Origin of the sequence: Pseudomonas putida, from assembly GCF_002025705.1 — a bacterium.
Taxonomy (GTDB): Bacteria; Pseudomonadota; Gammaproteobacteria; order Pseudomonadales; family Pseudomonadaceae; genus Aquipseudomonas; species Aquipseudomonas putida_J.
In genome coordinates, this window is record NZ_CP018846.1 from 1,949,516 (window position 1) to 1,975,332 (window position 25,817).

The window sequence follows — 25,817 nt, forward strand, 5'->3', positions numbered from 1 at the left end:
GCTTTCTTTCAGGAAGCAGCGAACATGGGCACCTTACCACTCGATACTCCGCCGAATGGCGATACCCCAGCTACCGTCGCATTGCATGCCGACACGCAGCGGTTTATCCCTCTGCACCAGCTTAGCGAGGCATTTCAGGATGAGGTCATTGGCAAACGCCTGCCCGACTGGATACGAAAAGTACCGGTCGACCAGTGGCCTGTGCTCAGCCAGGCATTGGCCAGCAGCCTGGAGTGCCGCCAGCGCCTGAAAACGCTGTTGGCGCGCATCGAAGGCATCGATCGGTTTGTCGCTTCGGCACTGGAGAACGCCCTCGACGAGCGACATGGTGTCAGGTGCAATGTGCATCGGATGCAGTTCCTGGCAGGCCGACGTGAACCAGTCATCAACACGCAACCGGTTGGCGTCCACCTGACTGAAGTGGTGTACGAAGAAGAGCCATTGCTGGAGATTGTGCTACGCAATTTCAGCGCGGATCAGACCCAGGTAGGTGGGCAGCCTGCAGGCAACCGCCTGCTCGTGCCCTGCCAGGTCAGCGGCAGGTTGCCCACGGCCATCGAGTTTGCGGCTCTGTGCCGCGAGTTGGACCTGGGCGAGCGTTACCAGCGTCACCTTGATTCGATCCTTGAACCTGCGGGCGACAGCAAAAGCGTCCATGCGTTGCTGGGCGACGCATGCCGTCATGCCATGTTGGTGGACGCACACAAGGCCAGGCTGGACGGTCGCCTGGATGACAGTGAGCTCAGGCTGTTGACCGCCATGTGCCACGAGGGCGTCCTGTTGCGCCTTGCCGGCGATCTGGTCGAGCCCAGGCGCCTGACTCTGTTGGGCTGCGCGCTGGAGCAGGTGGTGGTGCTGGAAGTGATCGATCAGGGCGTTTTGCTCAACACTACCCGGCGCTTGCTGGTGTACATACCTGGTGACCCGGTCGCCCCCTGGAGTGCATTCGACAGTTTGAAAACCCTCAACCGTGAACTGGGGCACCGCTTGCGCGTCAAGTCTTATCAGGGCTTTTTCAGCCGGTTCGTGCTTCGGCGTGACAGCCAGGCCTTCTTTGGCACGGCGGTTCCTGTCTTTGATGACTTACCAGTTTGGGCCGGTTTCGACATGAAGCCGCAGTTGCGGCCCTATCCAGCCCCATTGTTCAATAGCCTCGCCCAGTCGCGTATCGGGCAGATGAAAGAAGACGCGGCGACGATCGCCATGCCCGTGGCGCGTCTGGACCGCGACGCCCAGCGCGTCCACGATCAGCGTCTGGCTGCGGAAGGCTGGCTGTTGCTCAACATTGCCGGGCTGTTCGTACCAGGCATCGGTCTGGCGTTGCTTGCGTTGACCGTTTGGGAGGTGATGGGCGAGGTCTACCATGGCCTGGAGGCGTTGCACGAGAAAGACGCGCAGGGGGCACTGGAGCACCTGAGCAATGTCGCCATCGACGTGGCGACGATCGCTGCCACGGTCGTCGGCGTCACCGCGGTGCAACGTCTCTGGTCACGTTCGGCGGTGGTCGATGCGATGCTGCCGGTGCGCCTTGAAGACGGCAGCGTCAAGCTCTGGCAGCAGGACCTGGCGCCCTACCGTGGTGGAGTGCCGAGCGCTGCGGCAACGCGCGATGCCCTGGGCATTCGACGCCTGGAGGGGGCCGCGTGGGTGGAAATGGACGGGCATCATTACCCTGTCGTTGAAGCTGACCCAGGCCAGTGGCAGCTGCGACCGCGCGATGGCCATGGGCCGGCCTTGCGCCACAATGGCGCGGGTGCCTGGCGGGTGTGGAGCGAGCAGCCCGCGCAGTGGGATGACACTCGGCGGATGTTTCGTCGGCTGGGTGACCCGTTGAGCCAGATGAGCGACGAGCAGGTCGACGAGGTGCTGAACATCCACGGCCTGGAGGCAGAGCACCTGCGCGCCTTGCATGTCTACGGTCGTGCCCCGGAGCCGGGGATGCTCGACACCGCCGAGCGCTGCCGGCTCGCGCAGCGCATCAGGCAGCTGGTCAACCGCTTGCGCGCAGGCCAGCAAGTCGAGGATGTCACCGTGTTGCAGCATGCCCGGCGCCTGCCGGGGGCAAGCGAGGCATCCGACCAGGACTTGGCCGAATTGGCATGGGCACAGCGGCGCACGCTGCTTGGCCATCTGTATGACGCTGTGCAGGCCAGCGACAGTACGGCGAGTGCCACCCTGCGCAGAGTGTTCCCCAGCTTGCATCCGCGTGCTGCGCAGGCGCTGCTGGCCACCGCCAGTGGTGAAGATCGACGGCGCCTACTGGAGACTGGCCGCGTGTCGTTGAGCCTGGCCGAAGCGGCGAGGGGCAGGGCCGCCAGCACCCGCGCGGTCAGAGTTTTTGAAGCTTTCTTCTTGGACACCCCGCAAAACGCTGATCTGGCTCGCGTGGTCCTCGCGCTTTTGAAACATCTGCCTGGTGCTGCAGAAGGGCTACGCTGGCGTCTGTTCGAAGGTTCGATGAGCGGGCCGCTGCTGCAGGCGACCGAACACGGTATCGAGCCATTCGCGCTGGTGCACGCCTATGGCACCTTCCAACTGATCGATGGGCAAGGGCTTGCGCAGGGCAACGCGGGAGAGCTGTTCGAGGTGATGGCCGCCGCCTATTCGTCACAGCAGCGCCAGGCCATGCAGATTGGCGACCCTTTCGCTCACAATCTGCGGGTTGTGCTGGCGCGCGAAGCCATCCGCCGCCGAACCGAGGTGGCAAGTGTGCTCAGCCCATTGCGCCCAGGTGCGTTCCGTGCGCCACAGCGCTGGGCGCAGGGACGCCTGGGTTATCCCTTGGGCGGCTGCAACTCGGGAGGGACCGGGCGCGCCGACAGGCCTCTGACAGCGATGCTGCGTGACCTGTACCCTTCGTTCAGCGATGAACAGGCGGCGGCATGGGCAGCCCATGCCCAGCGTTTGGGGCGCCCGGTCGAGGAAGTGCTGGCGGCCCTGCGCCAGCAATTCACGGTGCTGCAGAATGCACTCGCAGCCTGGGTCGCGGAGGCCGAAGGTGAACCGCAGCAGGACCGTGGCAGTGTGCGCGACACCCTGATCGACGGTTGGCGCCGAATGACCACAGGCTCGGAGTCCCACGTCGATACCGAGGACAACTACCGGATCGTCATCTACAACAACCGGGTGGAGGATTTGCCGGAGATCCCGGCTCAGGTAAGTTTTCCCCATGTCTCCGACCTGTCGTTGCTGCGCATGCAGCTTAGAGAGGTTCCCCAAAGTTTCCTCCTGGCATTCCCACGCCTGCGCAGTCTGGACCTGGGCGGCAACCTGCTGACCCGGATACCGCAGCCCTTGCTGCAGATGCCTCTTTTACGGCAGCTGAGCCTGACCAACAACCAGATCGTGCTGACTACCAGCCAGGCCGCCACACTGGCCAGCGCCTCGGGGCTGGAGTATATCGACCTGTCGTTCAACCCGCTGGGTCGTACATTCACCCTCAATGGTCTGGCATCGCTGCGATGGCTGAGCCTGCGCAGCACCGGGCTTACGCATTTCCCCCATGCTTCCAACAGTCGTGCGAACCTGTTGTACATGGATATGCGGGAGAATCAAATCCGGGAGATTCCGGCGGAATTCTTTCGTCTGCCCATCGCCATGCGCCGGCGCATCAGGCTAGCCGGGAACCCTCTGAGCGAAGCCGAGTCGCTGCGCCTTCAAGCCTCGCTGAGCGCACCTTTCCTGCCGGTGGACGAAGCGCTGCTTGAAGAGCAGCAGGCCCGGGCCCGCGAAGTCTGGGGCGACTCCATCGGCCCGCGTTACCGCGGTGTTTTGGTCGCGGCCTGGGAAACAGTGGACGTTGGCGAACCTGCGAACCGCTTCTTTCGCGTGTTGCAGCAATTGTTGCAGTCCGCCGATTTTCATATCAATGCCCAGGCCCTCGCCCAGCGGATACTTGCCCTGCTGCAGGCGATGGCGGCGGAGCCTGCATTGCGTGATGAACTGTTGGCCGTTGCCAATGATGAATGGGGCTGCCAGGACGGCGCCACCTGGTGCCTGAGCAACCTCGAGCTGAATGTGCGGGTATGGCGTGCACGCACCGATGTGCCGGGCAATACGCAACAGGCCCTGCTGTCGCTGGGGGTGCGCCTGTGGCGCCTGGATGAAGTCGACCGGATTGCCCTGCAGGATATTCTCCAACGTGGCGGCAACCCTGATGAAAGCGAGGTCGGGCTTGCCTATCGCGTCGGCTTGCGCACTCGGCTGAACCTGCCCATTGAAGTAGGGGACATGAGCTTTGGGCAAGTAGCGGGCGTTACCGATGAACAGCTGGAGCAAGCCGCCGCGCAGATAGAGGAAAACCAGACGCAGGAAGAAATCGCTCGCTCGATGGTCGACCGCACATTCTGGCAGACGTACCTGGAGCGCACCCATCCCGAACGTTTCCGCCAGCTCGACAGGCCGTTCCGGCGGCGCCTGGATGCCGTGCTGGACGATGACACGCTGACGGATGAAACCCGCCGCCTGCATGCGGATGCCATCCTTGGGGAACAACGTGCAGCCCGGCGTGGCCTGATGCTCGACATGACGCTCGATGCCCTGCAAGTCGGGCCAGACGACCCTGCGGTCGAGGTGCGCTGATACCGGCGATGGCTTTGGGCTATGCTCTATATGGATGACAGCAGCGGCTGACAGCGGCGTCATTGGCCAGGGGCGGGCTGGAAATTACCAGTTACTTTTCCCTGGCCATCCCTTGTTCGAAGTGGTTTAGGCTCCAGATCGGATTTTTCTCCATGATCTGTAGTCATTGATATATCGGGACAATAAGGAGATTCGCATGCTCTTCCGGTCACTGACCCTCGCCACCTTGCTCGCTGTCGCCGGTCCGCTGTTTGCTGCCGACAGTGACGCGCCACTGGCCAAGGAGCTTGGCAAGGCCAGGCCATTGGTCGTTATCGCTCCAAGCAGTGCCGACCCCACCTTGCGAGGGTTGAATGAAGCACTCAAGGACCCTGCTACCCAGGCGGGTTTCAAAGAGCGCAACCTGGTGCTGTTCAGCGTCGCCCAGATGATGGGCAAGCGTGAAGACAAGAACCTTGAACAGCAGACCACGATGGCCCTTATTCGCGAGCTCAAGCTAGGTGCCAGCAAGGGTACCAAGGTGATCCTGGTGGGTATGGACGGCGAGCGTCACGTACTCAAGGATGACGAATCAGGCGAGAAGCTCGACCCGCAGTTGATCTTCAAAGCTGTCGATGAGCTGCCAGCCAGTGAAAAGGCTGCGCGCGCGCCAGAGCCCGTAGCGGCGGCTGCGCCTGAACCCAAGGCCAAGGAAAGCAAGCCGGCAAAACCCGCCAAACCTGCCGCGCCTCCCAAACCGTTGGATGATTGAGTGGCGGCAACCTTCCCGATCGGTTGATCCCTGTTACCCGATGACGGCTGAAGGGGCTGCCTGGCAGCCCCTCCGGTCCTTACCCCACTACGCGGTTCCTGATCCAGTGATCCAGGCTCAAGCGCCCCGAGCCTTTGAGCAGCAACGGCAGCAGGGCTATCAGATAGATGAGCGGCAATTTGAAGTTGCCGAAGCCTTGGTCGGTAATGGAATAACCTTGGGCCAGTTCCGCCAGGGTCGACCAATGGCTGGGCCAATGCACTGCAGCAATCGCCACCACGGTCACCACCATCAGCCCGGCCGATGCCAGGCGTGTGCCCAGGCCAAGCAACAGCAGAAGCGGGAGCAACAACTCCGCCCACATCGACAGCTGCCAGTTGAACGCTGCCGGCAGCACATTGAATGGGAACGGGAAGTTCGACTGCAGATCGCCGAACCAGTTGCTGCCGTTGAATTTCTCCCAGCCGGACTCGAAAAACTCCCAGGCCAGGAACAGCCGCAACGGCAGATCGGCGCTCCAGCTGCCAAAGCGATCTAAGGTGGTGAAGGTGCGGGCGAGTGTGGTCATGGTGGTCATCTCGGTTCAGGAAAGGGTAGGGGCAGTGCGGCGATGCTGCCGGGCCAGCTTGGCGGTGAGCTTGACGGCGGCGGCGCTGAACATCAGGGCGAAAGCCAGCGGGTACCAGCCGCCCATGGGGATACGCTTGTAGAACGACAGGCAGAACACCCCGGCCAATACCCACATGCCGGTGCTGTGCAGGTTTTTCCAGGCACGCCCACCCAGCAAGCGCATCGGTGCCTTGAACGAGGTCACGGTGAGCAGCAGCAGGAACAGGTAACCGATACTTCCCGGCAGGCTTGAAGTGATCGTCCGCCCGGCCCAGAACAGTTCAGGGAATTGCTGGGCGTAGCGGTAGATCAGCAGGCCATGCACGGTATGCGAAAAGGCGAAGGCCAGGCCCACGTAGCGCCGCTCGCGGAGCAACCAGCGGCTAGCGTTGGTGGGCCGGAACGTGACCAGTGACGAGGCCAGGAAGGCCAGCAGGAACAGTGCGAAAGAACTGCGTGCGGTGGCGCGGATGGCACTGCGCAGGGCATCCGCACCTGGGGGATAGCTGAGCAGCACCATGGCCGTCATCAACAAGGTCAGGCCGGCAAGGGCGGCGAACAGCTTCCAGCCAGAGGGTAACGTGAGCGGCTTCATGGGTGAGGTCTCCCGGGGTGTCGTTGTGTGACCGGGAGTGTGTGGGGGACGGGTATCTGCAGTGTGTCGGTGAAAGTGGCTTTGTGTATCGGACTGTAGCCCCTAGGGCTGTAGGGCGGTCCGAGCAGGCCGCCGCGTCCGTCATTACAGCTCGATCTGGGCGCACAACCCGCCGCTTTTGCGGTTGCTCAAGGTCAATCGCCCGCCCATGGCTTGTGTCAGTTGCTGGGCAATGGCCAGCCCAAGGCCGGTACCGCCGGTACTGCGATTGCGGGAGCTTTCTACCCTGTAGAACGGTTTGAGTACTTCGTCCAGCTCTTCAGCGGGGATCCCGGGGCCTTCATCGAGAACCCGAATCAGCGTCTTGCCGCGCTCGCGGCTGACTTCAAGCTGTGCTTTGCCGGCGAACTTCAGGGCGTTGTCCACCAGGTTCACCAGCACACGGCGCAACGCGTGCGGGCGGGTTTCCAGCAGGCTGCCGGTATTGCCGTGGCGCTCCACCTGGGCGCCGCTGTCCTGGTAGTCGAACACCACGCTGTCGAGAAAGGCGTCGAGGTTGATCCGGCAGGGCGCCTCGGTGTTGATGTCCATGCTGCGGGCGTAGGCCACGCCTTCGCGCACCAGGTGCTCCATTGCGTCCAGGTCATGCCAGAGCTTGTCCTTCTCGCTGCCATCCTCCATCACCTCGACCCGCAGTTTCATACGTGTGATCGGTGTTTGCAGATCGTGGGAAATGGCCGCGAGTAGTTGCATGCGCTCTTTCAGGTAAGCGGCGATGCGTGCCTGCAGCGCGTTGAAGGCCACGGCAGCGTACTGCACTTCGCGTGGGCCACTTTCGTCCAGCAGCACGCCAGGCTTGTCCGGATCGAGGTCGTCCACCGCCTGGACCAGGCGGGTCAGCGGGCCGATAGCCAGGCGCACTGCCAGCCAGGTGCAGAACAGCAACACGCCGAGCTGGATCAGCAGTACCAGCGGCAACCAGCTCGCCACCGGCACCGGCGTGGGGGTGACATCGATGGTCAGCGGTGCGCCGTCCGCCAGGTGCAGGTGAACCTGAAAGTGCTGGGTCGGCCCGGGAATTTCCTGAAAGCGCAGTTTGTAACGGTCGCCGATCGCCTTGACGATCGATTCGGCAGCCATGGGCGGGTCGTCACTGGCCATCTGCGTGCCCGCCTGGCCCTGGTCCAGGCGGTAGCGGTAGGTGTGTCGCTCAAGGCGTGGCAGCCAGCTGGCGCGCTCGTCGGCAGGCAGCCGCTCGAAGATGGCCAGCGAGGTGGCGACGTCCTGTTCCAGGTGGCTGAGCATCATCGAGCGGCTGCTGACGTAGCGCTCGTAGGCCTGCAGGCTGAACGACAGACCATAGGCCAGGACCAGGCCGGTGATGAAGATCAACGCCAGGCGTGAGGCCAGGGTGCGCGGCCATTTCATGACGGCGTCTCGAGCAGTTGCACGGCCAGTGAGAACACATACCCCTCGCTGCGCACGGTCTTGATGCAGCTCGGCTCACGGGCGTCGTCGCCCAGGCGCTGGCGCAGCCGGCTGACCAGCAGATCGATGGAACGGTCGAAGATGTCCGCTTCGCGACCCTGGGTCAGGTTCAGCAGCTGTTCGCGGCTGAGCACCCGTTGCGGATGGTCTAGGAACACGCGCAGCAGCCGGTATTCGGCGCCACTCAGGGCCACCAAGGTGCCTTCGCTGTCGAGCAGGTGGCGGGCGGTAGTGTCCAGGCGCCACTGACCAAAGGCGAGCAGGCGGTTGCTTTCGCTGATGGTCAGGTTGGGTGGCAGCATGCGTGTGCGGCGCAGCACGGCATTGATGCGGGCCAGCAGTTCGCGGGCGGAGAAGGGCTTGGTCAGGTAGTCGTCGGCACCCATTTCCAGGCCGATGATGCGGTCGGTCTCGTCGTTGCGCGCGGTCAGCATCAGCACCGGCGTGTTGCGGTGTTTGCCGGCGCGCAGCTCGCGGCACAGCAGCAGGCCGTCGTCGCCGGGCATCATGATGTCGAGCACGATCAGATCGACGCTGTTGGCTTCGAGGAATGCGCGCATCTGCCGGCCGTCGCCGACGATGCTGGTGCGCAGGCCGTTTTTCTTCAGGTAGTTGCCGACCAGCTCGCGGATCTCACGGTCGTCGTCGACGATCAGGATGTGATCGACATGTTCCATTCGCGGCGTTCCTGTTCAGGGGGAGTGGGCGCAGTGTACCGAGCGCGTTGCTGATTGCCTTTGGGGTTTTGTATTGCAGTGTATCTGCACCGGCTACAGATACAGGAGGAAGCAGATCACAGGATAAGGCGACACATGCGAGATACCTGGCAGGGGTGAAATGGCTATCAACCGGGGAGCACTGATCCCCACCCCTGAAAGTGTTGCAAAGGAGAGATGCCATGAACTTCAAGACTATCGCCAGCGCCAGCCTGTTCGCCGTGCTCAGTTTCGCGGCCGTAGCCGCCAATGCCAGCACCACATCGATGAACGACGCCAGCGTGATGCACTACCGCTACGGCGACCATCTGGACGTGAAGAAAGTGCTGTCGGTGAAAGATGACCAGAGCAACGCCTGTGGCCCGGTCAAGACCCGCATGGACTACCTCGATTCAAAAGGCCAGAAAGAGAGCGTTGAATACCGCACCTACGCCACGAGCGGTTGCCATGACAACTGATCGCCGGCTGTTGTTGAAAGTGGGGGGCGTGGCCCTGGCGCTGTTTGGCCTGGGCCTGGCCGGAGGGCAACTGATGGCTCGCGAAAATTACGGCGCCATGCCGTCGCTGGCCGGAGCCAGCCAATGGCTCAACTCGGCGCCGCTGGATAGCCAGGCGCTCAAGGGCAAGGTGGTACTGGTGGATTTCTGGACCTGGGACTGCATCAACTGCCAGCGCAGCCTGCCACACGTCAACGACTGGGCGCGGCGCTATGCCGACCAAGGCTTGGTGGTGGTGGGGGTGCATACGCCGGAATACGACTACGAGCATGATGTGGGCCAGTTGAAGAGCAAAGTGGCCAGCCTCGGTATCGCGTATCCGGTGGCGGTGGACAACGATTACCAGGTGTGGAATGCCTGGGGTAACCAGTTCTGGCCGGCTCACTACTTTGTCGATCGCCAGGGGCAGGTGCGGCATGTGCACTTTGGTGAGGGTGACTATGCTGGGCAGGAGAAGGTCATACAGGCACTACTGGATGAAAAAGGTTAGATCGGCGTTTACCTCTTCGCGGGCAAGCCCGCTCCCACAGGTTCACCGCAGCCTTTGAGGTTGGCGCTTCAACTGTGGGAGCGGGCTTGCCCGCGAAAAGGGTGTTGTGGTCTGTCAGGAGAGGCTGGCGAAATGCGCCTGCATCCGCTCGGCGTCTGCTGGTTTGCCGCTGAACAGCTCGAACGCCTTGACTGCCTGGAACACCGCCATGTTGCTGCCATCCAGCGTGCGACAACCCAGCGCCCGCGCCGCCTTCAGCAGTTCGGTCTGCAGCGGGAAGTAGATGATCTCAGCCACCCACAAGCGCGGGTGAAGGAGCTCCACCGGTAGTGGTGTACCTGGCAATTTGGCCATGCCCACCGGCGTGGTGTTGACCAGGCCATCGGCCTCGGCCACTTCCACAGCAAGGTCCTTGCCCAGTACCGCCCGACCCGCACCGAAATGGCCATTGAGGTTGTCGACCAGCGCCTGGGCGCGTGCCGCGTCCACTTCGAACAGCACCAGTTGCTCGACCCCTTCGCTCAGCAGCGCATGGGCCACCGCCGAGCCGGCACCGCCAGCGCCCATCTGCACCACGCGCCGGCGCGATACATCCGGCAGGCCACGGCGCAGGCCTTCGGCAAAGCCCAGGCAGTCGGTGTTGTGACCCACCCGCTTGCCGTCCTTGAGCACCACGGTATTCACCGCACCAATCCCGCGTGCCTCGTCCGACAGCTCATCGAGCAGCGGCAGGATCGCCTGCTTGAACGGGAAGGTGATGTTGAGCCCGGTAAAACCTGTGTGCTGGGCGGCATCAAGCAGCTGTGCCAGGGCGCTGTCTTCGAGCTGGAGCTGGTCGGCGTCGATCAGGCGATAGAGGTATCGCAGGTGCTGGGCGTCGCCTTCGTGCTCGTGCAGGGCAGGGGTACGCGACAGCTGGATGCCACGGCCGATCAGGCCGGCAAGGATGGCGGGCTGGCTCATGCGCGTGGCTCCTGGAGCAGCTCGGCGAAGTGGCTCAGGGCCATGCGGTAGCCGTGGCTGCCCAGGCCGCAGATCACGCCGACGGCAATCGATGAGACGAACGACAGGTGGCGGAACGGTTCGCGCTTGTGCACGTTGGACAGGTGCACTTCGATGACCGGGAGTTCGCTGGCCACCAGGGCGTCGCGGATCGCCACCGAGGTGTGGGTCCAGGCACCGGGATTGATCACGATACCGGCACAGCGACTGCGGGCGGCGTGGATCCAGTCGATCAGTTCGCCTTCGTGGTTGGTCTGACGGAATTCGATTTCCAGGCCGTGGGCGTGGGCAGTGTCGGCGCAACCCTGGGCCAGGTCGGCAAGGGTTTCATGGCCATACTGGGTGGGTTCGCGGGTTCCCAGCATGTTCAGGTTGGGGCCATTGAGCACGAGAATAAGGGGCGTCATGACGGGCATCGCTTTGTTGTTGTTGAATGCCTCTATGTTTGTACTGGGTGGTTAATTACGTCAATTGGATCGGCTGTCGCAGGGGGGCAAAGTGGGCGATTATCGGACTTGTTTATGCCGCCAGCCTGATTACAGAATTGTAATTTTCACGCCACCACCCCGATAACCGCCCGTCCTTACAGTTCCTCGCCAACGCTCGCCGACGAGGACGCCCGAAGTGCCCACCCCCCGCAAGATCGCCTTGCTCAGCCTGTTGCTGGCGGCCACCGCCAGTGCTCAGGCCGGGCAAGGCATGAGCCTGCCCGAGGCGCTGAGCGCCGCCTTTGCCAACAACCCTGAACTGGCCGCAGCCGGCCGCGAAATCGGCATTGCCGAGGGCGAACGGCGCCAGGCCGGGTTGCTCCCCAACCCGGAACTGGCCTGGGAAATGGAGGACACCCGCCGCGAGACCAGCACCAGCACCGTTACCCTCAGCCAGCCACTGGAACTGGGCGGCAAGCGCGGTGCGCGCATCGCTGTGGCCGGTGCCGGCCAGGCCATTGCCCAGCTTGACCTGGAGCGCCAGCGCAATGGCCTGCGCGCCGACGTGGTCCAGGCTTATCACGCCGCACTGCGCGCGCAGACCGCCGTGGAACTGGCGCAACAGTCGCAGGCGCTGACCGAACGCGGCTTGCGGGTGGTGCAGGGCCGGGTCAGCGCAGGCCAGTCGTCGCCGGTGGAAGCCACCCGCGCGCAGGTGCAGCTGGCCCAGGCCCAGGCCGAGGAACGTCGCGCCGAAACCCAGCGTACGGTGGCTTACCAGGCGCTGGCACGCTTGACCGGCAGCCCGCTGGCGACCTTCGACGCTTTGCAGGCGAGCAACTTGTCACCCGGCCAGGCCCCTTCAGCCGACACCTTGCTCGGCCAGGTCGAACAGACCGCCGAATGGCGCCTGGCAGCTGCCCAGGTCGAGCGCGGCGAAGCATCGCTGGGCTCGGAAAAGGCCCTGCGCATTCCCAATCTCACCGTCAGTGTCGGCAGCCAGTACAGCCGTGAAGACCGCGAGCGGGTCAACGTGGTGGGCCTGTCGATGCCCTTGCCGTTGTTCGACCGCAACCAGGGCAACGTGCTGGCCGCCGCACGCCGCGCCGACCAGGCCCGCGACCTGCGCAATGCGGTGGAGCTGCGCCTGCGCAGTGAAACCCGCAGTGCCGTCGATCAATGGCGCACGGCGATGCAGGAGGTACAAGCCTACGACCGCACGATCCTGCCGTCGGCGCAGCAGGCCGTGGACACCGCCACCCGTGGCTTCGAAATGGGCAAGTTCGCCTTCCTCGACGTGCTCGATGCCCAGCGCACGTTGATCGATGCGCGCGGGCTGTACCTCGACGCACTGGCCGCAGCAACCGATGCGCGGGCACAGGTCGAGCGGATCTACGGCGACCTTGAAGGTTTGAGCAAAAATTCGAGCAGCAGGAGCAACAATGACTAACCCCCGCAAACTCGCTCTCCTGGCCGCTGCCATTGCCGTGCTCGGCATGGGTGGCCTGGCCTGGACCGGCAACCCTGGCCAGGCCAGCAAAGGCGAGGCCAGCCATGACGAGCATGGCGAAGACAGCCACGGCCACGGCATCGAAGCGGCTGAAGAGCACCAGGAAAAGGAAGGCGCACTGCACCTGTCGATCGCCCAGATCGAGTCGGCCGGCATCCAGCTCGCTACGGCCGCTCCGCGCGAAATGGGCACCGCCATCAGCTTCCCGGGCGAGATCCGTTTCGACGAAGACCGCACGGCCCATGTGGTACCACGGGTGCCGGGTGTGGTCGAGGCGGTGCAGGCCGAACTCGGCCAGGCGGTCAAGCGCGGCCAGGTGCTGGCAGTGATCGCCAGCCAGCAGATCTCCGACCTGCGCAGCGAGCAGCAGGCCGCCCAGCGCCGCCTGGAACTTGCGCGCCTGACCTTCCAGCGCGAGCAGCAACTGTGGCAGGAACGCATCAGCGCCGAGCAGGACTACCTGCAGGCGCGCCAGGCCTTGCAAGAAGCCGAGATCGCCTTGGCCAATGCCCGGCAGAAGGTGGCCGCAGTCGGCCCGGCCGGTGCCGGCAACCGCTACGAATTGCGTGCCCCCTTCGATGCCGTGGTGGTGGAAAAGCACCTGACCGTGGGCGAAGTGGTCGACGAGACCAGCAATGCCTTCACCCTCTCCGACCTCAGTCGGGTCTGGGCCACCTTCGCTGTCGCACCGCGCGACCTGGCCCGGGTCACCACCGGGCGCAGCGTGACCGTCAGCGCGCCGGACCTCGGCGCCGAAGTCGAAGGCAAGGTCAACTACGTCGGCAGCCTGCTCGGCGAGCAGAACCGCGCCGCCACGGTGCGCGCCACCCTGGCCAACCCCAACGGTGCCTGGCGCCCCGGGCTGTTCGTCAGCGTCGCGGTCAATGTCGAGCGCTTCAATGCCGCCGTCGTCGTGCCCGAGAGCGCGTTGCAGAACTGGGAGGAGCAGACAGTGGTGTTCGCCCGCACCGACGAAGGTTTCGAGACCCGCCCGGTGAAGACCGGCCGCCGCGAGGCTGGCCAGGTGGAAATCACCGCAGGCCTGGCGGCCGGCACCCAGGTGGCTGCCGCCGGCAGCTTCGTCCTCAAGTCCGAGCTCGGCAAGGCTTCTGCCGAGCACAGCCATTGATCGCGGGGACGCTTGCATGTTCGAACGCCTGATCCAATTCGCCATCGAGCAGCGCCTGGTGGTGATGCTCGCCGTGGTGCTGATGGCTGCCGTGGGCATCCACAGTTACCAGAAGCTGCCGATTGATGCGGTGCCTGATATCACCAACGTCCAGGTGCAGATCAACACGGCCGCGCCGGGTTATTCGCCATTGGAGACCGAGCAGCGCATCACCTTCGCCATCGAGACCGCCATGGCGGGCCTGCCGGGCCTGAAGCAGACACGTTCGCTGTCGCGCTCGGGGCTGTCCCAGGTGACGGTGATCTTCGACGATGGCACCGACATCTTCTTCGCCCGGCAACTGGTCAACGAGCGCCTGCAGGTGGCCCGCGAGCAATTGCCCGAGGGTATCGATGCCGGCATGGGGCCGATCTCGACGGGCCTGGGCGAAATCTTCCTGTGGACGGTGGAGGCCCAGGAGGGCGCGCTCAAGGATGACGGCACGCCCTACACGGCGACCGACCTGCGGGTGATCCAGGACTGGATCATCAAGCCGCAGCTGCGCAACGTGCCCGGTGTCGCCGAGGTCAACAGCATCGGCGGCCACGCCAAGCAGTACCTGATCGCCCCCGAGCCCAAGCGCCTGGCGGCCTACAAGCTCACCCTCAACGACCTGATCGCGGCGCTGGAGCGCAACAACGCCAACGTCGGCGCCGGCTACATCGAGCGCAACGGCGAGCAGTTGCTGATCCGCGCGCCGGGGCAGGTGGCCTCGGCCGAGGACATCGCCAACATCGTCATCTCCAGCGTCGATGGCACACCGATCCGCGTCAGCCATGTTGCCCAGGTAGGGCTGGGCGAAGAGCTGCGCTCCGGCGCGGCCACCGAGAACGGTCGCGAAGTGGTGCTGGGAACCGTGTTCATGCTGATCGGCGAGAACAGCCGCACGGTGTCCCAGGCGGTGGCCGCCAAGCTCGCCGAGATCAACCGCAACCTGCCCAAGGGCGTGGTCGCGGTGACGGTCTACGACCGCACCAACCTGGTGGAAAAAGCCATTGCCACGGTGAAGAAGAACCTGGTCGAAGGCGCCATCCTGGTGATCGCCGTGCTGTTCCTGTTCCTCGGCAACATTCGTGCTGCGCTGATCACGGCCATGGTCATCCCGCTGTCGATGCTGTTCACCTTCACCGGCATGTTCAGCAACAAGGTCAGCGCCAACCTGATGAGCCTCGGCGCCCTGGACTTCGGCATCATCGTCGATGGCGCGGTGGTGATTGTCGAAAACGCCATCCGCCGCCTGGCCCATGCCCAGCAGCGTCATGGCCGCATGCTGACCCGTGCCGAACGCTTCCATGAGGTGTTCGCCGCCGCCCGCGAGGCGCGTCGGCCGCTGATCTACGGGCAGTTGATCATCATGGTGGTGTACCTGCCGATCTTTGCCCTGACCGGGGTCGAGGGCAAGATGTTCCACCCGATGGCCTTCACTGTGGTGATGGCACTGCTGGGGGCCATGATCCTTTCGGTGACCTTCGTGCCCGCGGCCATCGCGTTGTTCGTCACCGGCAAGGTCAAGGAAGAAGAGGGCGTGGTCATGCGCACCGCCCGCCAGCGTTATGCGCCGGTGCTCGGCTGGGTGCTGGGGCGGCGCAGGCTGGCGTTCGCCGGCGCCGCAGGGCTGGTGCTGTTGTCCGGGGTCATGGCCAGCCGCATGGGCAGCGAGTTCATCCCCAGCCTCAGCGAAGGCGACTTTGCCTTGCAGGCACTGCGCGTGCCAGGCACCAGCCTGTCGCAGTCGGTGGACATGCAGCAGCGCCTGGAGCAGGCGATCATCGCCCAGGTGCCGGAAGTGGAGCGGGTATTCGCCCGTACCGGTACCGCCGAGATCGCCTCCGACCCGATGCCACCGAACATCTCCGATGCCTACGTGATGCTGCGCCCGAGTGAGCAATGGGGCGACCCGGGCAAACCCGGCGAGGAACTGATCGCTGAAGTCCAGCGCGCTGCCGCCAGTGTGCCGGGCAGCAACTACGAGCTGTCGCAGCCGATCCAGTTGCGTTTCAACGAACTGATCTCCGGCGTGCGCAGTGATGTGGCAGTAAAGGTGTTTGGCGATGACATGGACGTGCTCAACCGCACCGCCGCGCAGATCGCCAGCAGCCTGCAACAGGTACCGGGCGCCTCGGAAGTGAAGGTCGAGCAGACCACCGGCCTGCCAGTGCTGACCATCGACATCGACCGCGACAAGGCCGCGCGCCACGGCCTGAATGTAGGTGACGTGCAAGACGCCATCGCCATTGCCGTTGGCGGGCGCACGGCGGGTACGTTGTACGAGGGCGATCGGCGCTTCGATATGGTGGTGCGGCTGTCCGAAACCCTGCGTACCGATGTCGATGGCCTGGGCAGCCTGCTGATTCCGGTGCCCGCCAGCGCAGCAGCCGGTGCGGCACAGATCGGCTTCATCCCGCTGTCGCAGGTGGCCACCTTGAACCTGCAACTGGGGCCGAACCAGGTCAGCCGCGAGGATGGCAAGCGCGTGGTGGTGGTCAGCGCCAACGTGCGCGGGCGTGACCTGGGCTCGTTCGTCGAGCAGGCCGAGCAGACCCTGCGCGAGCAGGTGCAGATCCCGCCGGGTTACTGGACCCGTTGGGGCGGCCAGTTCGAGCAGCTGCAGTCGGCGGCCGAGCGCCTGCGGGTGGTGGTGCCGGTGGCGCTGCTGCTGGTGATGGCATTGCTGCTGATGATGTTCAACAACCTCAAGGACGGCCTGCTGGTGTTCACCGGGATTCCGTTTGCCTTGACGGGCGGGGTGCTGGCGCTTTGGCTGAGGGATATCCCGTTGTCGATTTCCGCAGGGGTGGGTTTCATCGCCTTGTCCGGGGTGGCGGTGCTCAATGGGTTGGTGATGATCGCCTTCATCCGTAACCTGCGTGAAGAGGGGCGTGGATTGCGTGCGGCGGTCGAGGAGGGGGCGTTGACACGCTTGCGGCCGGTGCTGATGACCGCGCTGGTGGCGTCGCTCGGGTTCATTCCGATGGCCTTGGCTACGGGTACCGGGGCTGAGGTGCAGCGGCCGCTGGCGACGGTGGTGATTGGCGGGATTCTGTCTTCCACGGCGCTGACTTTGCTGGTGTTGCCGGCCTTGTACCAGTGGGCTTATCGACGTGAAGAGGATTGAGATCGCCGGGGCCGCTCTGCGGCCCTTTCCGACCGGTCCGGCGCCCCGGCAAGGCCGCTCCTACAGGGCATGCGATATCTTGTAGGAGCGGCCTTGTGTCGCGATAGGGCTGCAAAGCAGCCCCAAGGGTATCAACTCGAAGTGCGAACAGCAGGGCTTACATCACTACCCGTTTCATCATGCAACGATATCCGCGAGGTCTCCGGCAACGCCAACCCGCCCACCAACGCCACCAGCGCAATCACCACCAGGTAGAACGCCGGCGCCAGGCTGCTGCCGGTCTGCCCGATCAGCCAGGTCGCCACCAGCGGCGCGGTACCGCCAAACAGGGTGTAGGCCACGTTGTAGGTAATCGCCGAAGCGGTATAGCGGGTACGGGTCGGGAAGCTCTCCGAGAGCAACGCCGCCGTCACCACGCCGCTGCACAGCGCCCCTACTGCCAGCAGGATCACCCCCAGCAGCGCCCCCGACATCGAACCGGAACTGGCCAGCCAGTAAGCGGGGAACACACAGAGCATCACCCACAGGCAGGTGAAACCAATGGTCTTGCGCCGCCCGACCCGGTCCGAAAAGGCCCCGGCCAACGGGCAACCGACGGCCGCGAACAGCAGCGCCACGGTGGTTACCAGCAGCGATTGGGCACGGGTCAGGTTGCCGACCAGCTGCAGGTAGGTCGCGAAGTAAGTGGTGAACATGTAGAACGACAGGGCTGTCAGCGAGATGAACATGCCCAGGTTGCGAATTGCCCGGCCGTGGTTGCGCAGGGTTTCCTTGAGCGGCGAATGTTCATGCTCCTTGCCTTGGGCGATGGCTTCGCGGAACGCCGGGGTTTCCTCCATACGCCAGCGCAGGTACAAGCCCACCAGCCCCAGCGGTGCGGCCACCAGGAACGGGATACGCCAGCCCCAGGCGGCCATCGCTTCGGCCGACAGGCTAGCCTCCAGGCCATAGGCGATCACCGCTGCACAGGCAAAGGCTGAGAAGGTCGAGACCGGTACGAAGCTGCCGTAGAACGCACGCTTGTTCTGCGGCGCGTGCTCCATCAGGTAGGCACAGGCGCCGGCGTATTCGCCACCGGCGGAAAAGCCCTGCAGGCAGCGCGCCAGGGTCAGCAGCGCCGGTGCGGCAAGGCCGATGCTGGCGTAGGTCGGCAGCAGGCCGATCAAGGTGGTGGAGCCGGCCATCAGCAGGATGGTCAGCGACAGGATGCGCTTGCGCCCAAGGCGGTCACCGAGGGCGCCGAACACGATGCCGCCGAGCGGGCGCAAGGCGAAGGCCACGGCAAACACGGCGAAGGTCTTGAGCAGGGCGACACTGGCATCTTCGCTGGCGAAGAACTGGTTGGCGATCAGGGTGGCGAGGAAGCCATAGACGGCGAAGTCGAACCATTCGACGAAGTTGCCGATGGCCGAGGCGGCGATGACCCTGCGCAGGGTGGCGGGGGATACCTCATGCGATGCAGACATACGGAAGCTCTCCGGTTTCCATAGGCAGCCTGAATGAATGTGGCGCGCTCAGGGCGCGCCATCGTTGTTATCAGGGCCAGTAGACCGAGTAGCGCAGCAGGGTGCTTCGTTCAGGGCGACATCGGGATATCTGTTTTGACCAGGGGCGGTTACTGCCGGCCGACTCGCCACGGTGCGTATTCCAGTTCGCTGTAGCCCTTGGCCACGCCATGCATGTCTGGCGAAAAGCCTGGCAGGCGGCTCAGGTCCATGGCCAGGCAACGGTTGTTGAGTTGGGCCTGGAGCTTGCCGTCGAGGCGAAAGTCATTCGGCCGCAGCGGGTGCGGGTAGATCTGCACCAGGCACTCTTCGACCTTGCCTTGGGCGTTGGCCTGGTAATACACCGAGACCCTGCCGATGCTGGTCACCGGCTGGTCGCGCAGCAGGTGCTGCCAGAAGTACTGGCGTTGCGCGATGACCTGGCGCCGTGCCGTGCCGGGGGCTTGCGCGGCGGCGGGCAGCAGCACGAACATCGGTGCGCGCACTTCCACGGTGCCGTCCTCATCGCGCAGCCCTTCGGGTACCACAGGGTAGATGGTCTTCCAGCATTGCGCCTCGACCATGCTGGCCAGTGACTTGAAATCCGAGCGCTTCACGTCGGCAGGCAGTTGCATCTCCAACCCGACCGGGGCTTTGCTGGCCTTGCAGCGGGTGGGGGCGGAGTGCTGGTCGAGCTTGACCGACAGCATGACCACGCCGACCTGCTCGTCGGTGTCTGCCGTGGCGATGCCAAGCTTCAGGGCCTGCTGCATGTCGCTCACGAAGGTTTTGCGGGCCTGTGGATCCACCTTGGGCTCGACATGGCTCTGGCAGCCAGGCAAAAGGAGCAATGCAGCAGCCAGAAAAACGGGAGACAGCGAGTTCGACACGAGCGCTTTCAAAACGGGAACTTCCTTGAATTGCCTGAGCCGGGGCTTCATGTGCCGGCGTGGATGAGGTTGCACATTATCACTGATGACGAGATAGGAATTGAGCATCAGGCGGGTAGGAGATTTCTTAAAGTCTGTGCCGGTGGGGTCACCGGCACAGACTTGAGCGTCAGAAGCGCATGTCCACCGCCACCTCGAAGGTCCGCGGTGCCCCCATGTAGTACTGCAGCCCATAGGCCTGCTTGGCATACACCTCATCGGTCAGGTTACGCACCCGCCCGGTGATCGTGGTGTGCTCATCCAGCCGGTAGCGGGCGAAGGTGCCGAACAGCGTGTAGGCCGGCGCCTTGAGGGTGTTGGCATTGTCTGCGTACACCGAGCCGACATAGCGGGCATCCACCCCCGCCGACCAGGCCGACGTGAAGCTATAGGTGAGCCACAGGTTGGCGACATTGGCCGGCACGTTGACCGGGGCATTGCCCTTGCGCGATACCGATACGCCGTTGACCGCTTCGTTGAACTCATCGTACTGGGCGTCGACGTAGGCATAGTTGCCCTCGGCCAGCAGCTTCGGCGTGACTTGCAGCCGCCCGGACAACTCGACCCCGCGCGAGGTCTGCTGGCCGGCCTGGACCGTCAGGTTGGGGTTGCTCGAATCGCGTACGGCAAAGTCCTTGCGCACGATCTGGTACAGGGCCACGGTCGCCGCGCCACGCCCATCGAGGAAGTCGAACTTGCTGCCCACTTCCCATTGCTCGCCCTTGGACAGGTCGAACGTGCCGACGTTGGCGTAGGTGGCCGCCGCCAGCGAGCCTGCTGGCAGGTCGGCGGCGGTGCTGTACTGGGCGTACAGGCTGGCCGACGGCGTCAGTTCGTAGGTCAGGCCGATACGCCCGGACAGCGGTTCCCAGCGCCGTTCGAAGTAAGCCGGTGAAGTCGGTGTCACTGCGCCGTAGTTGGTCACCTCCATGTCCAGGTAGTCGTAACGCAGGGCCGTGAGCAGGGCCAGGCGCTCGGTGAGTTGCAGGCGGTTTTCGGCGAACACGGCACGGTTGCTGGTGACATGCCGGCGCTGCTTGGTCAGCCCGGCATTCACCCCGGGGATGTCGTAGAAGCTGCCGGGGTCGAAGTGGTCCGGGTCGACCTCATCGCTCCAGCTCCCGGAAGTCGGGTAGACGCTCTGGCGCATGTGCGAGTAGTCCAGGCCCAGCGACCACTGGCTGGCCAGGCCGAACAGCTGAATGTCGTGGCGCAACTCGATGCGGTCGCCCAGCACGCTCTGTTCGTGGCGCTGCAGGTAGGGGCTGGCGCGCTGCACGTTGCCGTCGCTGGTGTAGCTGTAGCGCTCGACGTTGCGGTAATCGCGCTGGGCGCTGTAGTGGTAAAGGGTGTTGTGCACGCTGGTGCTGTCGCTGAACTGGTAATCGAGCAGCGAACGCAGCCAGCGTACCCGCTGCTCGTAACGGCCGTCGGCAACGTTGTAGTTTTCGAAGCGGCGGCTGTTGTCGATTTTCATGGTGCTGCGCCCCGGCAGGATCGGCGCCCCCCAGTACGGGCTGTCCTCACGGTCTTCCTGGTATTCCAGCGCCAGGGTATGGGTCAGGTTGGGCGTCAGGTCACTGAGCAGGGAAAACGCCAGGCTGTCGGTCTTGCGCTGGTTGCGGTCGATGTAGCCATTGCCGTCGGTGTGGCTGAAATCCAGGCGCATGAAGTGGCGGGCATCGGCCGGGTTGCTGGCCAGGGCCTGGTTGATGCCAAAGGCTACTTCCGAGTCGTCGTAACTGCCATAGCGCACGCGGCCGTCGATGGTCTGCTGGTCTCGGGTGGCGGTCTTGGTGATGTAGTTGATCGAGCCACCCACGGCACCTGCGCCATGCAGGAACGATGACGGCCCGCCAAGCAGCTCGACGCGGTCCAGCACCCAGGCATCCACCGGCCGGGTGGCGCTGCTGTAACCGAGGTTGATGCCGTTGTAGAGCTGGCTGACCTGGTTCTGGGTGAAGCCGCGGTAGCTGACGAAGCCACCGTAGCCGGGGTTGGCCGAAGCGTTTACGCCGGTCATGGCGTTGATCACGTCCTGGCTGTCCTTGGCACCGCGTGCTTCGATGACGCGCCGGTCCGAGACGCTTACCGAGGCAGGTGTTTCCCGAGCGGTGAGGCCCAGCCGCGAGCCGGTGCGGATCGGCTCGTCTAGTTGCACGCCGGAGGGTGCATCGCGCTCGCCATCGATGGTGGTGGCGCTGAGTTCGACGGCTGCGTCATCCGCCCAGGCGAAGGTGCAGGTGCCCATGAGGAGCACCAGGGAGGTCTTGCGGAGCATGTTGTTGGGTCTTCCACGCAAAGGTCATGGCTGACGGCGAGCGCGCAGGCAGGCGCGCCCGCTTCAAGTCAGGCGAAATGATTAACGGCTGCGGGGAAAATGGCAGGGGGAGCGCGAGGGGTGAGGGCAGGGCGTTGGTAACGGGGCGGCGGCTGCGCCCAGCTGCGCACGACGATGGGCGAGGTGGCAGTGGCTTGCGCCGGGCTGAACGACCAGCCGCCGCTGCCAAGTGGCACGGCCAGGCCGAACGAGGAACACACCGGGCAATCGAGCTGGGCCATGTGCTGGTCGCTGCCGGCACCGTCAAGGTCGATGGCCACACCGTGCTCGCTGTTGATCGAGCAGAAACCACCTTCCAGGCCGGCAAGGCGCAGGCCACCCATCTGGCCGTGGTGCAGGCCGCACAGCAACAGGCTGAACAGGACGCTGGCATAGAGCGTCCAGGCAGTCAGCGTGCGGGTGTGCCGGGTGATTTTCATGGCGGCGAATCTATCACTCGGACGAACGGCAGGGTAGTCCTTTTGAGTGGAGCATCCGGGGGCTGTTTTGCAGCCCAATCGCCACACAAGGCCGCTCCCACAGGGTTGTCGCAGCTCAGGCGGCGCGTTCGAGCACGTCCAGCAGCTCGACGAATTCCTGCGCCAGCTTGTGGCGTGGCGCCATGTGCACCAGCGGTACCGAAACCTGGTGCGATTCGCGCATCTTGATCGAGCTGCTGAGGTACACCGGCAACACTGGCATGCCTTCGTCGCGCAACTGTTCAACCAGGGTCTGGTGCAGCGCGGTGCGCCCGGCGAACTGGTTGACCACCACGCCTTCCACCTGCAGCGCCGGGTTGTGGTCCTGGCGCAGTTCCTCGACCTCGGCCATGACGCTGAGCAGTGCCTGGCGCGAGAAGCTGTCGCAGTCGAACGGAATCAGCAGGCGCTCGGCGGCCACCAGGGCGCTGAATGTGTAGAAGTTCAGCGCTGGCGGGGTGTCGATGTAGATCCGCTCGTAGTCCTCGCCCAGCTCCACCAGCAGCTTGCGCAGCTTGTTGATCTTGTACTTGCTCTCCAGCTTGCTCTGCAGGTCGCTGAGGTCGGGGCTGGCGGTGACCATGTGCAGGTTGTCGTAGCGGGTTTCGGTGATCGCCACGCGGTGCTTCTTGCCGGTGGCGGTGACCGGCGAGAGGGTCTGGCGGAAGAAGTCGGCGATGCCGGCGGGGATGGCGTCGTTGGTCAGCCCGGTGAGGTAGTAGGTGGCGTTGGCCTGGGGGTCGAGGTCGACCAGCAACGTGCGATAGCCTTCGGCGGCACTGGCCGCGGCGAGGTTGCAGGCGATGCTCGATTTGCCGACGCCACCTTTCTGATTGAAAACCACACGACGCATGAGACGCTCATCCATGAAGAGGGGAAATGTCAGGTTGGGGTCAATCCTATGACCGAAAGACGACAGTTTTATGACAAGCTTTGTTACAACAGTTAAGTTCATCTTTCTCGAAGTGCAAGCTGTCTGTTCCGCGGCCTCTGCGCTCTACAGAACGATCAATCCAAGCTTGTGCCGGCCTCTTCGCGGGCAAGCCCGCTCCCACAGGAATACCTTCGCCCTCTGGGCTTGTGATCTGCACTCTGGACCTGTGATCTCTACTCTTCAGGCCTGTGATATTTCTGTGGGAGCGGGCTTGCCCGCGAACACCGGCGAAGCCGGTGCCAGGTTGCCAAGTCAGGAGCCTGCCCCCTCCAGCTCCTGCAGTTCATCCTCGACCTGCTGCATGCGCTGCTCGGCCAGGGCCTGGACCTTTTCGTCCCGCGCCGTCTCGCGCATCAGGCCGGTGAGCTTGTCGCTCAGGCGCTTGCCTTCTTCGGTCTCTTCCAGCGCCTTGGCCTTGGCCGGGTCGCGAGTGGCGGCGACGATGGTGGCAAATTCAGCATCGGTGAAGTTTTTCTCGCTGTAGAGCTTGAACAGGTCCTGGCGCTGGTCCTCGACGGTGAGGTGCTTGCGCAGGACATTGCTGATCGTGGCGGCATCCAGCTGCGGGTGGGTGCGGGTGAGCAGCGTGGCCATGCGTTCAATGTTGTGGTCGTAGGCCTCCTGCAGCGGCAGGTTGGCCAGTATCTGCTGTTCGCGGGTGGGCTTCTGGTCGCAGGCGGCGAGTGCGGCAATCAACAGCAGGGGTAACAGCAACTTCTGGATGCGGGGCATGGGGTGGCCTTGGGCGCGTATTGCAGAGGGGGGATTATAGCGGTGTCGGGTTGCCAGCTAGCAGCCCTTGAGGTAGAAAAACCGGTCGCTCAAGCTACGTTTGCACGCTCATGACCCACTGGACCATCCAACCGCCCAGCCACGCTTGTATCAGTGAAGTCGTGGCCTTCATCGACAGCGCCCGCCGTGGGCTTTTCCCGATGCTGGCGGGTTCACCGTTGCCCAAGGACCTCGCTCATTTTGCCGAGACTTACCTGGAAGGCGCAGGCCATTTCCTTGAAGCCCGCGATCAGGGCCGGTTGATCGCAGGCATCGGCTATCTGCCCTACGACCACCGCTTCGCCCAACTCGACTACCACGGCAAGCACGTGGTCGAAGTGGTGCGCCTGTTCGTGCTGCCCGAATACCGCCGGCTTGGCCTGGCCGCGGCCCTGTTCGCCGCCTTGCGTGAGCACGCCCGTGCCTCAGCGGTCGAATGCCTGTATCTGCATACCCACCCGTTTCTGCCCGGCGCGATCCGCTTCTGGGAGCGGCAGGGTTTTGCGCTGATCGATGTGGAAGACGACCCGGTCTGGCGCACGACGCACATGGAACACTGGCTGGCCGGATAAGCCTGCGGCCTGTCAGAAACTGCCGGACAACGGCCATTCCACCACCAGGCGGATCTGGTCGCCATCCAGCTCCGCCTGGGCCGTATTGCCCCGGTGCACGTTGTGCCGCAGCGAGAATGTGGTGCCTTTGGCCTTGCCACTTTGCACTACATAGTTGGCCTCAAGGTCGCGCTCCCAATGCTTGCCACCCTTGCCATAACCCAGGTACGCATAGCCGCCGTTGGGGGCGACGTGGGTGCCGTCGATATCGAAGCCGCGTACATACAAGGCGCTCAGGCTCAGCCCCGGCACGCCGTAGCCGCCCATGTTCAGGTCGTAGCGCGCCTGCCATGACTTCTCGTTCGGTGCGTTGAAGTCGGACATCTGCACGGCGTTGGCGATGTAGATCGCCCCGCGGGTGACGTAGTCGAACGGTGTGTTGCCATCCACCTGCTGCCAGCCGAGGCTGAAGCCGTGCGGGCCCTGGTTGTAGCGCGAGACCAGGCTCCAGGTGGTGTTGTCGATACGCCCGGACAGCGCCTTGCCGGTATCGGTGGTGCGGTACAGGTTGAGGTCCAGGCTCAGGCTGCGGCGGTCGTCCAGCGCGTGGGTGATGGTGCTGCCGAGGTAGTGCTGGTTCCAGGTGTCTTCGTAGCGCGAGGTGTACAGGCTGCCGCTGAAGGTGGCGCCGGGGTTCCATACCAGGCCGGCGAGGTCGAAGCTGTTGCCCTGGCGGCCGTCGGAGTAGTTCACCACGAAGCCCTGATCGTGGCTGGACGCGTTGCGGTCGGTGCTTTCGTTGAAGTGGCCAGCGACCAGCTTGACGGTGTCGATTTCGTTGCTGGCAAGGAAGAAACCGGTGGCCGTTTCCGGCAGCAGGCGGCTGTCGGAGGAGCTGAACACCGGCGTCTTCACTCGCTGCTCGCCGTAGGACAGCACGGTGTTGGACACCCGCAGTTTCAACGCCGCGCCGCCACGGCTGTATTCGTTCTTCGGCTGGCCGTCGTTGTCCAGGCCCAGCAGGCGCGCCTTGCCGGCACGGCCGCCGCCGCTGTCGAGCTGCACGCCGAGGTAGGCGTGGGCATCCACGCCGACGCCGATAAGGCCTTGGGTGAAGCCGGACTGCAGCGTGCCCATCAGGCCGTAGGCCCATTCTTCGGCCAGGCCATTACGTTCGCTGCGTGGCTTGTAGGCATTGCGTGCGCTGCTGTTGCGGCCGCCGTGTTTGTAATCGCGCTGGTCGTAGACCGTGCGGTTGAGGATGCTCCAGCTGCTGTCTTCAATGAAGCCGCCGCTTTGCGACTGCGCCGAGTCCGCGAGGGCGAACGGGGCCAGACCTGCCAATGGCAGGGACAGCAGAACAGCGGCGGGGCGCAACGACATGTCGGGAACTTCCTGG

At 64.2% G+C, this 25,817-nt stretch carries 21 protein-coding genes; 8 read left to right on the top strand and 13 right to left on the bottom strand.

What is annotated here, in order from left to right; genetic code table 11:
• The first annotated feature begins 24 nt into the window (after positions 1–24).
• Together BUQ73_RS08850 and BUQ73_RS08855 are read left to right on the top strand one after the other, a co-directional pair.
• A complete protein-coding gene (locus BUQ73_RS08850) occupies positions 25–4,581 on the top strand; it encodes an NEL-type E3 ubiquitin ligase domain-containing protein (RefSeq protein ID WP_079227495.1) in 4,557 nt (1,518 codons plus the stop codon).
• Between the two features lie 196 nt (positions 4,582–4,777).
• Entirely contained in the window at positions 4,778–5,332 is a 555-nt protein-coding gene (locus BUQ73_RS08855) for a DUF4174 domain-containing protein (protein ID WP_079227496.1), read from the top strand.
• A gap of 79 nt (positions 5,333–5,411) precedes the next feature.
• On the opposite strand, the gene BUQ73_RS08860 is transcribed toward BUQ73_RS08855, so the two are convergent.
• From BUQ73_RS08860 to BUQ73_RS08875, 4 genes are all read right to left on the bottom strand, one after another.
• Positions 5,412–5,900: a DoxX family protein gene (locus BUQ73_RS08860; protein ID WP_079230515.1), complete on the bottom strand. Its 489-nt coding sequence runs from the start codon at positions 5,898–5,900 to the stop codon at positions 5,412–5,414.
• 15 nt (positions 5,901–5,915) lie between these two features.
• Entirely contained in the window at positions 5,916–6,536 is a 621-nt protein-coding gene (locus BUQ73_RS08865) for a ferric reductase-like transmembrane domain-containing protein (RefSeq protein WP_079227497.1), read from the bottom strand.
• A gap of 144 nt (positions 6,537–6,680) precedes the next feature.
• Entirely contained in the window at positions 6,681–7,964 is a 1,284-nt protein-coding gene (locus BUQ73_RS08870; protein ID WP_079227498.1) for a sensor histidine kinase, read from the bottom strand.
• Positions 7,961–8,701 (bottom strand): response regulator, encoded by a 741-nt coding sequence (locus BUQ73_RS08875; RefSeq protein ID WP_079227499.1) that lies wholly within the window; start codon positions 8,699–8,701, stop codon positions 7,961–7,963. The genes BUQ73_RS08870 and BUQ73_RS08875 overlap by 4 nt, the downstream gene beginning before the upstream one ends.
• Before the next feature lie 221 nt (positions 8,702–8,922).
• On the opposite strand from BUQ73_RS08875, the gene BUQ73_RS08880 reads away from it, so the two are divergent.
• Entirely contained in the window at positions 8,923–9,198 is a 276-nt protein-coding gene (locus BUQ73_RS08880; RefSeq protein ID WP_079227500.1) for a DUF2790 domain-containing protein, read from the top strand.
• Positions 9,188–9,727 (top strand): thioredoxin family protein, encoded by a 540-nt coding sequence (locus BUQ73_RS08885; RefSeq protein WP_079227501.1) that lies wholly within the window; start codon positions 9,188–9,190, stop codon positions 9,725–9,727. Before BUQ73_RS08880 ends, BUQ73_RS08885 begins: the two co-directional genes overlap by 11 nt.
• A gap of 114 nt (positions 9,728–9,841) precedes the next feature.
• On the opposite strand, the gene BUQ73_RS08890 is transcribed toward BUQ73_RS08885, so the two are convergent.
• Together BUQ73_RS08890 and aroQ are read right to left on the bottom strand one after the other, a co-directional pair.
• Positions 9,842–10,690 carry a shikimate dehydrogenase gene (locus tag BUQ73_RS08890; RefSeq protein ID WP_079227502.1) on the bottom strand — a complete coding sequence of 283 codons (849 nt, stop codon included), beginning with the start codon at positions 10,688–10,690 and terminating at the stop codon, positions 9,842–9,844.
• Positions 10,687–11,136, bottom strand: a complete 450-nt coding sequence (aroQ, locus tag BUQ73_RS08895) for a type II 3-dehydroquinate dehydratase (protein ID WP_079227503.1) — start codon at positions 11,134–11,136, stop codon at positions 10,687–10,689. The genes BUQ73_RS08890 and aroQ overlap by 4 nt, the downstream gene beginning before the upstream one ends.
• A gap of 217 nt (positions 11,137–11,353) precedes the next feature.
• On the opposite strand from aroQ, the gene BUQ73_RS08900 reads away from it, so the two are divergent.
• Genes BUQ73_RS08900 through BUQ73_RS08910 form a run of 3 tightly spaced genes read left to right on the top strand, consistent with a single transcriptional unit; the run spans position 11,354 to position 16,950 of the window.
• The gene (locus BUQ73_RS08900; RefSeq protein WP_079227504.1) at positions 11,354–12,607 is read left to right on the top strand and encodes a TolC family protein; all 1,254 of its coding nucleotides are present in this window, start codon (positions 11,354–11,356) and stop codon (positions 12,605–12,607) included.
• The gene (locus tag BUQ73_RS08905) at positions 12,600–13,796 is read left to right on the top strand and encodes an efflux RND transporter periplasmic adaptor subunit (protein ID WP_079227505.1); all 1,197 of its coding nucleotides are present in this window, start codon (positions 12,600–12,602) and stop codon (positions 13,794–13,796) included. The genes BUQ73_RS08900 and BUQ73_RS08905 overlap by 8 nt, the downstream gene beginning before the upstream one ends.
• 16 nt (positions 13,797–13,812) lie before the next feature.
• On the top strand, positions 13,813–16,950 hold the full coding sequence (locus tag BUQ73_RS08910; RefSeq protein ID WP_079227506.1) for an efflux RND transporter permease subunit: 3,138 nt from the start codon (positions 13,813–13,815) through the stop codon (positions 16,948–16,950).
• Between the two features lie 131 nt (positions 16,951–17,081).
• Here the strand turns inward: BUQ73_RS08910 and BUQ73_RS08915 are convergent, their stop codons facing one another.
• The 6 genes from BUQ73_RS08915 to BUQ73_RS08940 form a co-directional block, all read right to left on the bottom strand.
• Positions 17,082–18,416 (bottom strand): MFS transporter, encoded by a 1,335-nt coding sequence (locus BUQ73_RS08915; protein WP_079227507.1) that lies wholly within the window; start codon positions 18,414–18,416, stop codon positions 17,082–17,084.
• Between the two features lie 149 nt (positions 18,417–18,565).
• Complete coding sequence (locus BUQ73_RS08920; protein ID WP_237772760.1) at positions 18,566–19,285, bottom strand: hypothetical protein; 720 nt, start codon at positions 19,283–19,285, stop codon at positions 18,566–18,568.
• 208 nt (positions 19,286–19,493) lie between these two features.
• The gene (locus BUQ73_RS08925; protein WP_079227509.1) at positions 19,494–21,644 is read right to left on the bottom strand and encodes a TonB-dependent receptor; all 2,151 of its coding nucleotides are present in this window, start codon (positions 21,642–21,644) and stop codon (positions 19,494–19,496) included.
• A 68-nt stretch (positions 21,645–21,712) separates the two neighbouring features.
• On the bottom strand, positions 21,713–22,123 hold the full coding sequence (locus BUQ73_RS08930; RefSeq protein WP_027919886.1) for a DUF2946 family protein: 411 nt from the start codon (positions 22,121–22,123) through the stop codon (positions 21,713–21,715).
• 115 nt (positions 22,124–22,238) lie between these two features.
• Complete coding sequence (locus BUQ73_RS08935; protein WP_079227510.1) at positions 22,239–23,015, bottom strand: ParA family protein; 777 nt, start codon at positions 23,013–23,015, stop codon at positions 22,239–22,241.
• Positions 23,016–23,348: 333 nt separating this feature from the next.
• Positions 23,349–23,828 carry a hypothetical protein gene (locus tag BUQ73_RS08940; protein WP_079227511.1) on the bottom strand — a complete coding sequence of 160 codons (480 nt, stop codon included), beginning with the start codon at positions 23,826–23,828 and terminating at the stop codon, positions 23,349–23,351.
• 110 nt (positions 23,829–23,938) lie between these two features.
• On the opposite strand from BUQ73_RS08940, the gene BUQ73_RS08945 reads away from it, so the two are divergent.
• Positions 23,939–24,439 (top strand): GNAT family N-acetyltransferase, encoded by a 501-nt coding sequence (locus BUQ73_RS08945; protein WP_079227512.1) that lies wholly within the window; start codon positions 23,939–23,941, stop codon positions 24,437–24,439.
• Positions 24,440–24,451: 12 nt separating this feature from the next.
• Here BUQ73_RS08945 and BUQ73_RS08950 read toward each other — a convergent pair whose 3' ends face one another.
• Positions 24,452–25,801, bottom strand: coding sequence for an OprD family porin (locus BUQ73_RS08950; RefSeq protein WP_079227513.1), 1,350 nt, complete (start codon positions 25,799–25,801; stop codon positions 24,452–24,454).
• Positions 25,802–25,817 lie beyond the last annotated feature (16 nt).

What these genes read in the sequence shown, in the direction of transcription:
- BUQ73_RS08890 (WP_079227502.1), bottom strand. Translation starts at nt 10,690, where the DNA reads ATGAGCCAGCCCGCCATCCTTGCCGGCCTGATCGGCCGTGGCATCCAG.
- BUQ73_RS08855 (WP_079227496.1), top strand. Translation starts at nt 4,778, where the DNA reads ATGCTCTTCCGGTCACTGACCCTCGCCACCTTGCTCGCTGTCGCCGGT.
- BUQ73_RS08850 (WP_079227495.1), top strand. Translation starts at nt 25, where the DNA reads ATGGGCACCTTACCACTCGATACTCCGCCGAATGGCGATACCCCAGCT.
- BUQ73_RS08915 (WP_079227507.1), bottom strand. Translation starts at nt 18,416, where the DNA reads ATGTCTGCATCGCATGAGGTATCCCCCGCCACCCTGCGCAGGGTCATC.
- BUQ73_RS08880 (WP_079227500.1), top strand. Translation starts at nt 8,923, where the DNA reads ATGAACTTCAAGACTATCGCCAGCGCCAGCCTGTTCGCCGTGCTCAGT.
- BUQ73_RS08930 (WP_027919886.1), bottom strand. Translation starts at nt 22,123, where the DNA reads ATGAAAATCACCCGGCACACCCGCACGCTGACTGCCTGGACGCTCTAT.
- BUQ73_RS08875 (WP_079227499.1), bottom strand. Translation starts at nt 8,701, where the DNA reads ATGGAACATGTCGATCACATCCTGATCGTCGACGACGACCGTGAGATC.
- BUQ73_RS08940 (WP_079227511.1), bottom strand. Translation starts at nt 23,828, where the DNA reads ATGCCCCGCATCCAGAAGTTGCTGTTACCCCTGCTGTTGATTGCCGCA.
- BUQ73_RS08910 (WP_079227506.1), top strand. Translation starts at nt 13,813, where the DNA reads ATGTTCGAACGCCTGATCCAATTCGCCATCGAGCAGCGCCTGGTGGTG.
- BUQ73_RS08865 (WP_079227497.1), bottom strand. Translation starts at nt 6,536, where the DNA reads ATGAAGCCGCTCACGTTACCCTCTGGCTGGAAGCTGTTCGCCGCCCTT.
- BUQ73_RS08885 (WP_079227501.1), top strand. Translation starts at nt 9,188, where the DNA reads ATGACAACTGATCGCCGGCTGTTGTTGAAAGTGGGGGGCGTGGCCCTG.
- BUQ73_RS08870 (WP_079227498.1), bottom strand. Translation starts at nt 7,964, where the DNA reads ATGAAATGGCCGCGCACCCTGGCCTCACGCCTGGCGTTGATCTTCATC.
- BUQ73_RS08860 (WP_079230515.1), bottom strand. Translation starts at nt 5,900, where the DNA reads ATGACCACACTCGCCCGCACCTTCACCACCTTAGATCGCTTTGGCAGC.
- BUQ73_RS08905 (WP_079227505.1), top strand. Translation starts at nt 12,600, where the DNA reads ATGACTAACCCCCGCAAACTCGCTCTCCTGGCCGCTGCCATTGCCGTG.
- BUQ73_RS08925 (WP_079227509.1), bottom strand. Translation starts at nt 21,644, where the DNA reads ATGCTCCGCAAGACCTCCCTGGTGCTCCTCATGGGCACCTGCACCTTC.
- BUQ73_RS08945 (WP_079227512.1), top strand. Translation starts at nt 23,939, where the DNA reads ATGACCCACTGGACCATCCAACCGCCCAGCCACGCTTGTATCAGTGAA.
- BUQ73_RS08950 (WP_079227513.1), bottom strand. Translation starts at nt 25,801, where the DNA reads ATGTCGTTGCGCCCCGCCGCTGTTCTGCTGTCCCTGCCATTGGCAGGT.
- BUQ73_RS08935 (WP_079227510.1), bottom strand. Translation starts at nt 23,015, where the DNA reads ATGCGTCGTGTGGTTTTCAATCAGAAAGGTGGCGTCGGCAAATCGAGC.
- aroQ (WP_079227503.1), bottom strand. Translation starts at nt 11,136, where the DNA reads ATGACGCCCCTTATTCTCGTGCTCAATGGCCCCAACCTGAACATGCTG.